Genomic DNA, 6,726 nt, shown 5'->3' with positions numbered 1-6,726 from the left:
GCATTTACTTGCTCAATGGACACACAGTATTGGTCATCGACCTTGACCAGAGTCCCCACTGCGATCAATTCATTACCACTTTTCAACATCACTTGCGATTGAACGAAATCTGAAAATGATTTTATCTGTCCCTTTTGTAATTGATGGAGTTCGCTTAACGTCATCGTGCAATGGCCGATCACAACGTCAATGGCAATTTTCATTATTTTTACCCCTTCGCCATAGCAACAATAGCTCTGCGTATATCACGAATTTCTTCTTGCGCAGAAGAGATGTCCGTCATAATATTTTTAAACAGTTGTTGCTCGGTATCTAGATCAACTTGAATCGTGTCACAGAATGCCGTCATGGTCGCATTCATTGCTTGTAGATCGTTATAACTCACTCGATGAGTTTTTGAGTCTGCTAAATTCTTGCCAGTAATCGCAGCAATGCCTCTTGAATCATTCAAATCGTTTGCGATAATTGCCTGTATTTGGTCTAGATAACTAGCAGAAGCACCATCTCCTAACGGTGTTTTATCATTGTTTGTTGGGTTAGTATTCGGCAAGTTATCTTGCATTATCAAGCCCCATAAACGGTTGATTTCTGCGATAGCATTTGCTTTCTTTTCAATTTCATTAGCCGCTTGATCAGCTCTCAATGTTTGATCACTCGTGTATTTCGACAAAATATCATCAATTAACGATAATGGATCTTTAGTACCGGATGAAAATAAGCTTCGAATCTGATTGCTCTGATGGCCAGTTGTGGCTCGTTTGACCACTTCGCTATCTAACAGTCGTCTTGTGGCACTATCTAAGGATGCTCTATCGTCAGTATCCAAAAAAGTAGACATAACGGGGCTGATGGTTGTCATACAATACTCCTACTAAGGTTGAATTAAATATATTCGGGTCTTTAAACCCTCTTTGAACACTATTTTATTGGGACTAATACTTTCTATTACTCCCAGCAATGGAACCTCGCTACCTTCCCAATAACGGTCAAGTGCATCATAAAGGTAACGACCTGCGGTTGTTGAATAAAAGACGGAATAAGGAAAAGCTTGATCGTCAATAATTTCCTCTTCACCTTCACGAGATTTCACACGGCTTATTACCTGATTCAATCCCGCTTCTTTTAAAAGCCGAGTCGCACTGGTTCGGTTGGACACAAACCAATCATCGCCTTGTTTCTTGAACTCAAGACCATATTGTCCAAATAACGCCATAACCTGATGATCTATTTCATTAGTTTCAACGCGTATTTGATCTCGTCCTTCACGTTGAACTAATTTCCCAACCAAAGGTTGACCTGAGTATGCTGATACTAATTCAAGAGTCAGTTGAGAGGCCTGTAGATAATTATCTGAACTCACAATATTGATATTCTCAAGCCAGCTATTGGGTAAACCTACTAGCGATTGTTCTTCAAAAACATAAAATTTTCCGTCTTTGAGGTAACCCGATCCCAACTGTTGCAAATAACCAACGATTGACGCTTGCTGTTGCATTTGAAATAACAAGAATACAAGCGCCGTCATTATAATATTGAGCAACAGGCTAGACACAATTAAAGGACGATACTCTCTGAAACGATAACGCTTTAAACAAGGCTTACGTGCTCCTTCCTTATATAGAAAAAAACTCAATCCCTTAAAACGATATACCCGATTGGCGATCAACCGCTTCACTTTATGACTTTTATTGAACCCTTTAATTATTGGAACCGACCCCTTGAGCTCAATCAACAATGTCATATCCGCTGGCAAACTTTCAGGGGCAATTAACGCGTCAGGGTGCTGGCTCTCTTTATTCCCTGTTATTTCAAGTGATGAATCAAGCGGCAGTGTTACTCCTTGTAAATGGCCCCCAACAAACTCAATCAGCCACATGTTGTTTTATCTCTATACTCAACCGTTCTGCAAACGTGACACTCTCACTCAAATAACGTACAAGCTCTTGTGGGTATTCGGTCATCGGCCGATGACGGATGAAATGAAAACCACCTTGGCGAAGCTGTGCCAAATAGCCATCAAGACTAAGATGAAATTCACCGTTCAGACGCAGTGCCAACTCAGGCTGTGTTGCCAATTCCGGCATTTCCACCAAAATCAGCAACTGATTAGCTAAACCTACGCGCTGGCCATCTTCAATTCGACACAAGCGCTTTCCATAGTGGCAAGCTAAAGCGTCACCGAGCTCTACTTTCATCGCCGTACCTTGAGTGAACTGAATAAACTCACTGACTAATAAAGAGAATTTTCTATTTTTCATTGTTTTTTAGCTTTACCTCAATCATAAAACGGCGTTGAGCAACTCGCTCTTGCGCTGTTGGAAGGGCGTTTTCAACACTTGCCCGAATATCAATAGGGACATTTCTCATCCCCTCTTCAATTAAAAACTCGCGCACCACTCTCGAGCGTTGATCGGACAATTGTCGATTCTTGGCATATGAGCCCGATGAATCAGCAACGCCATACACTAAAAGGCTCTCCACCGGGAGAGTTTGTAGTTCCCTGAGCATCGCAAGCAAAGTGTGACGGCCTTGCACAGTTAATTGGTATTGATTGACAACAAATAAGTTTTCAAATTTCAGTAACCAATGTGCACCATCAAGTTCTGTAACCACAATGCCATAAGAACGCTGCCACGCAGACACATCAAAAGCTCGGCTCTTTTCGGGCGCGATCAAATTACTAAATGCTGAATAATCTCCGTCACAGTTCTTTACTTCTATCAACCCATAAGTATTAAGGTTAGCGATGTAAAAACGGTTGGGGCTTTGAGGCTGGGCAATTTCAATGCACCCGCGCTGGTGGGGAGAGCCTTCATCATATTCGGGTGCACGACGTACCCAAAAACGCAGGTTATCGGCATCAGCGACATGAGAGTAAACTAGGTTATACACATCCGGTTCCCAGTCATAATCCAGCGCTAGGTTGTCATCACGTATTTGATTGCTACAAGCTGTGAGAGCAAGCAAGCCTGCCAAAATAAAACTCACCTTATGATTTTTTTGCATTCTGATGCCTTTTAAGTGCGGAAAGAATAATAGCGACGTCGCGGTAAAACTCCTTCGGAATAAAATCCTCACCATTTTTCATCTTGCGATAAAACGCACGAGCCAACGGTTTATTTTCAATAATCGGCACATTCATCTCTTGCAACCGCTTACGCTCCTCTTGAGCTAATGAATCAGTACAAATCTGCAATACAACAGGGGCACGATCTATATTTCGGTCATAACAGATTGGGACCAAAATGTGCGTAGGGTTTGCCAAAGCAAAGGTTGGACGACGCCCTTTCACCATTGGTGCATCCATGACCTCGCGCATTTTACGTTTCCGTTCAGACTTGATTTCTGGCGACCCCTCGGTTTCTTTCATTTCATTTTTCATTTCCGTAAAGGTCATTCGGTTTTTCTTATGAAAGTGATAACGCTCCACTAAAAAATCGACGCAGCCTACACACACACCGTAAACGACATAGAGCATTGAAACAAAAGCAATATAAAACATTAGCTTATAGAGGAAATCACTACTATTATTGGTCTCTTTAAGCATGTTTAATTCACCGCCAGTAATATCGAAAACATACTTGAGCAGAAAGAGCAGAAACAATAGCTCTAGCACCTTTCGTAAGGCGCGCGAAAGCGCTTCTATACCAAAAATGTTTTTGAAACCGGTCACTGGATGGATCTTTTCAATTTTGAATCCAAGCGACTCGGTACTGATCACCGTGCTATTAATCAGTACCCAGTTAATCACGGCCATGACCAGCTTTATCATGAATATGCTGCCGATACATAAACTCAGAACCGACACCACCAGATGAAAACCCACTTGAGTGTCAGCGTAGAGGATCACTTCAAACCATTCATCGTTATGCTCAAACATAAGAAAAAGCATCCCACTGAATATCAGAGCGAAAGCGACCAGTTCCAACGTTGGTTCTGCGAGTTCTGTTTTGGGAAACTGTCCTTTTTTTTTCAAATCACGCAGTTTCTTTTCCGTGGGCGGATATTTTTTGGGTTCTGTCGATTCCATGTGGGATTCTCTTAAGCCGCAACTTGCAAAGCTTCAGATGAAGCAACACAAGCAGAATCGGCAATGTCACCATGACTGCAGACGGGCATGGTTGAAACAATTTGTTGGAAGAAAGCCTTCACTGCCGTTATCTCATTATCGTTCACCACAAGGATCGGCTTATTACCATTTAATGTAGTTAAGCGAAGAACTTCAGCACGAAGCTCTTGTTGCACTTCAAGCAATCGGTCTACATCTTCCATTTCACCCATCACAAATGATTCGATCAATTCCGTGAGTGGTTGCTCTAAAAGTGCAACGTGGATCTGATTTTCTTTATTGAGTAAACGCGAAGTGATTTCATATTTAGCTTGACTGCGAATACGAGTCAGCCAGTTTTTGGGCTCGTTCTCCATTCGTGACCAATAGATCAAGGCCTCAAAAAAACTGATACGATCAAGATAAAACTCTGGGGCTCGGATCATCTCTTTCAATACATCATGGACGCGATTTAACCCAATGGCCGCGTCAACTTCACTCTTCATGACTTCACTTTCATTAGACAGATCAGCAATGATGTTGCTGGTGTACTGTAAGTTGTATTTTTCAACTAAACGCTTACGCAAAAAATAGTCTGCTATCTGCGCGATATTCACCAGCACATCATGGTTACGCACAAAGACATCGTCATTCATGATCTCCACCAAATCGTCCGCATCAGATTGTGTAAAACCAAACATACGAATGTCGGAAACAAACACTTCAATATCAAACTGTTGTGCTTCATCAACGATGATAGCCGGAATCCCTACGTGTTGACCCCAAATCGAGCTCTCGATTAACTCCAGCCGACGTTGGATGACCATTTGCGACTGGCTATCACGCAAAACGAATTTGAGAGATTCGAATACACCACTGCCTTTCGGATCGAAAGTAATCGATGCCGCAGGCGCATCATGCTTACCACGCAAAACAAAGGAGAGAATTGCACACAATAACGCCAAAGGAAGACAGACATGCAATAAATCCAAATTGAATACGCCGAGTAATAAGATAACGACACCGATGATCAACAAGCTTTTCCAAAATGAACGAATTTGCGTCATCAATTGGCCGATAAAAGGACGAGATTCCTCTTCAGAACCTTTGATCCTCGTTAAATAAACCCCACACGCTAAGGACAATAGCAAACTTGGAATTTGAGACACCAGACCATCACCAATGGTGAGTACAGAGAAGCGGCTGACACTTTCCGATAATGAGAGATCAAATTGGTTGATACCAACGTAAATCCCACCAAAAAGGTTGACTAAACTGATCAAAATTCCAGCTATCGAGTCACCTTTTACAAATTTCATCGCCCCATCTAGAGAACCAAACAGCTTATTTTCCGTACTTAAATCGGCACGCAGTTTTTGTGCCTGTTCGCCACTAATCAAGCCACTTTTTAGGTCGCCATCGATGGTCATTTGTCGACCAGGTAATGCATCCAGTGAAAAGCGCGCACCGACTTCGGCAACTCGCTCTCCCCCTTTCGTGACGACTAAAAATTGAACAATGGTGATAATGACGAAAATCAACAACCCTGAAATAAGGTTGCCACCCATAACAAATTCACCAACAGTTTCAATAACATGGCCAACGTCTTCGTTAGCAATAATGTTTCGAGTTGTCGCAATTGAAAGCAATAAACGGAAAGTCGTTAATAGCAACACGACCGTGGGTAAAAAAGTCACTCTTAAAGGCTGATCGTTTTCTAACATGATGACCAACAGCAATATAGAGCTAATAAAGCTGAGTAAAATAAGGGAATCAATCACTACGCCTGGCAAGGTGACCAAAATGATGGTGGGCAGCAACAGCGTAATGATCACACTACTCGGGTTGAACAGTATTGGATAACGTTTAAGAAGCGGGATCATATCAGCCCCAAACCAGTGTGTAGCTCGTTAACCAACTCAGCAGTATTAATGCTAATGATGCTATCTTGGTTTTCAATGGTCAGTGTAACACCATGATTATCACGAACCTGCTCAACCTTCAGTAACTTCATCTCATCCTCAACTTCACCATGCAGCACTTCAATTAGATGGCAAATTAAGTTATCGCTTTGACTTAGTTTTGTTAGACGTGATTGGATGGCCGAAATAATTGAATGCTTTATTTCATCTTTCAACAGTGCCAAACTTTCTTCCTGTTCTGCCAACAAATGTTCCAAACGTTCTTCTGCCGTCTCTAACCAATGCTTTTGTTGGACAAACCAACCATCAATGACCGATTGAGAAGCTTCATTGATGTGAGAGTTTAAAGACTGTTCCTTGTCTTGGATCATTTGTACAACTTGCTGCTCCACAATCGCTTGGTATTCGGACACTCGTTCTTCCATTGCCATCAGCAAAGCACGCGCTTCGTGGTAAATACGCAACTCTGCTTTTTTAATAACATTAGAATCTCGATTACGTTTCAAGCTGATTTGCGGAATGCGTTTTTCTGCAGGTTCAATTTCAATATACAATGTGCACCTCACTTCATTATTGAGCGTAATGTAATTAGACTCTCGCTTAACCACAAAAGAAAAAAAAAGACCAAATCTGAACAAGCCTGATTTGGTCTAAAAATAAGAATGAGATTTCTTGATATCTTTAATTTGATGCCCGAATTAAATTCCGCTCACTGACTGACTGGCCTGCCACAACCAACCCTCCACTATGGAAAAC

8 protein-coding genes are annotated in these 6,726 nt (G+C 41.9%); all 8 read right to left on the bottom strand.

Annotated elements, in window-relative coordinates:
- Nucleotides 1-203, bottom strand: a 203-nt coding sequence (locus AACT21_RS04515) for a FliM/FliN family flagellar motor C-terminal domain-containing protein (RefSeq protein ID WP_094163747.1), incomplete at its 3' end; no start/stop codon positions are given.
- Nucleotides 204-208: 5 nt separating this feature from the next.
- Nucleotides 209-859, bottom strand: coding sequence for a hypothetical protein (locus AACT21_RS04510; RefSeq protein WP_094129956.1), 651 nt, complete (start codon nucleotides 857-859; stop codon nucleotides 209-211).
- 12 nt (nucleotides 860-871) lie between these two features.
- Nucleotides 872-1,876 carry a hypothetical protein gene (locus tag AACT21_RS04505; RefSeq protein ID WP_094163745.1) on the bottom strand — a complete coding sequence of 335 codons (1,005 nt, stop codon included), beginning with the start codon at nucleotides 1,874-1,876 and terminating at the stop codon, nucleotides 872-874.
- Nucleotides 1,863-2,258, bottom strand: coding sequence for a hypothetical protein (locus AACT21_RS04500; RefSeq protein WP_019280818.1), 396 nt, complete (start codon nucleotides 2,256-2,258; stop codon nucleotides 1,863-1,865). The genes AACT21_RS04505 and AACT21_RS04500 overlap by 14 nt, the downstream gene beginning before the upstream one ends.
- Complete coding sequence (locus AACT21_RS04495) at nucleotides 2,248-3,006, bottom strand: OmpA family protein (RefSeq protein ID WP_094163743.1); 759 nt, start codon at nucleotides 3,004-3,006, stop codon at nucleotides 2,248-2,250. The genes AACT21_RS04500 and AACT21_RS04495 overlap by 11 nt, the downstream gene beginning before the upstream one ends.
- Nucleotides 2,990-4,030, bottom strand: a complete 1,041-nt coding sequence (locus tag AACT21_RS04490; protein WP_017047171.1) for an EscU/YscU/HrcU family type III secretion system export apparatus switch protein — start codon at nucleotides 4,028-4,030, stop codon at nucleotides 2,990-2,992. The genes AACT21_RS04495 and AACT21_RS04490 overlap by 17 nt, the downstream gene beginning before the upstream one ends.
- Nucleotides 4,031-4,041: 11 nt before the next feature.
- Nucleotides 4,042-5,931, bottom strand: a complete 1,890-nt coding sequence (locus AACT21_RS04485) for an FHIPEP family type III secretion protein (protein WP_094129950.1) — start codon at nucleotides 5,929-5,931, stop codon at nucleotides 4,042-4,044.
- Nucleotides 5,928-6,524 (bottom strand): hypothetical protein, encoded by a 597-nt coding sequence (locus AACT21_RS04480; RefSeq protein ID WP_019280821.1) that lies wholly within the window; start codon nucleotides 6,522-6,524, stop codon nucleotides 5,928-5,930. Before AACT21_RS04480 ends, AACT21_RS04485 begins: the two co-directional genes overlap by 4 nt.
- Between the last annotated feature and the right edge of the window lie 202 nt (nucleotides 6,525-6,726).

Origin of the sequence: Vibrio sp. V08_P9A1T1 (assembly GCF_963874405.1) — a bacterium.
Lineage (GTDB): Bacteria > Pseudomonadota > Gammaproteobacteria > Enterobacterales > Vibrionaceae > Vibrio > Vibrio anguillarum.
Note: the sequence above shows the minus strand (reverse complement) of the source record. Positions and strands in the feature narration are given on the sequence as shown.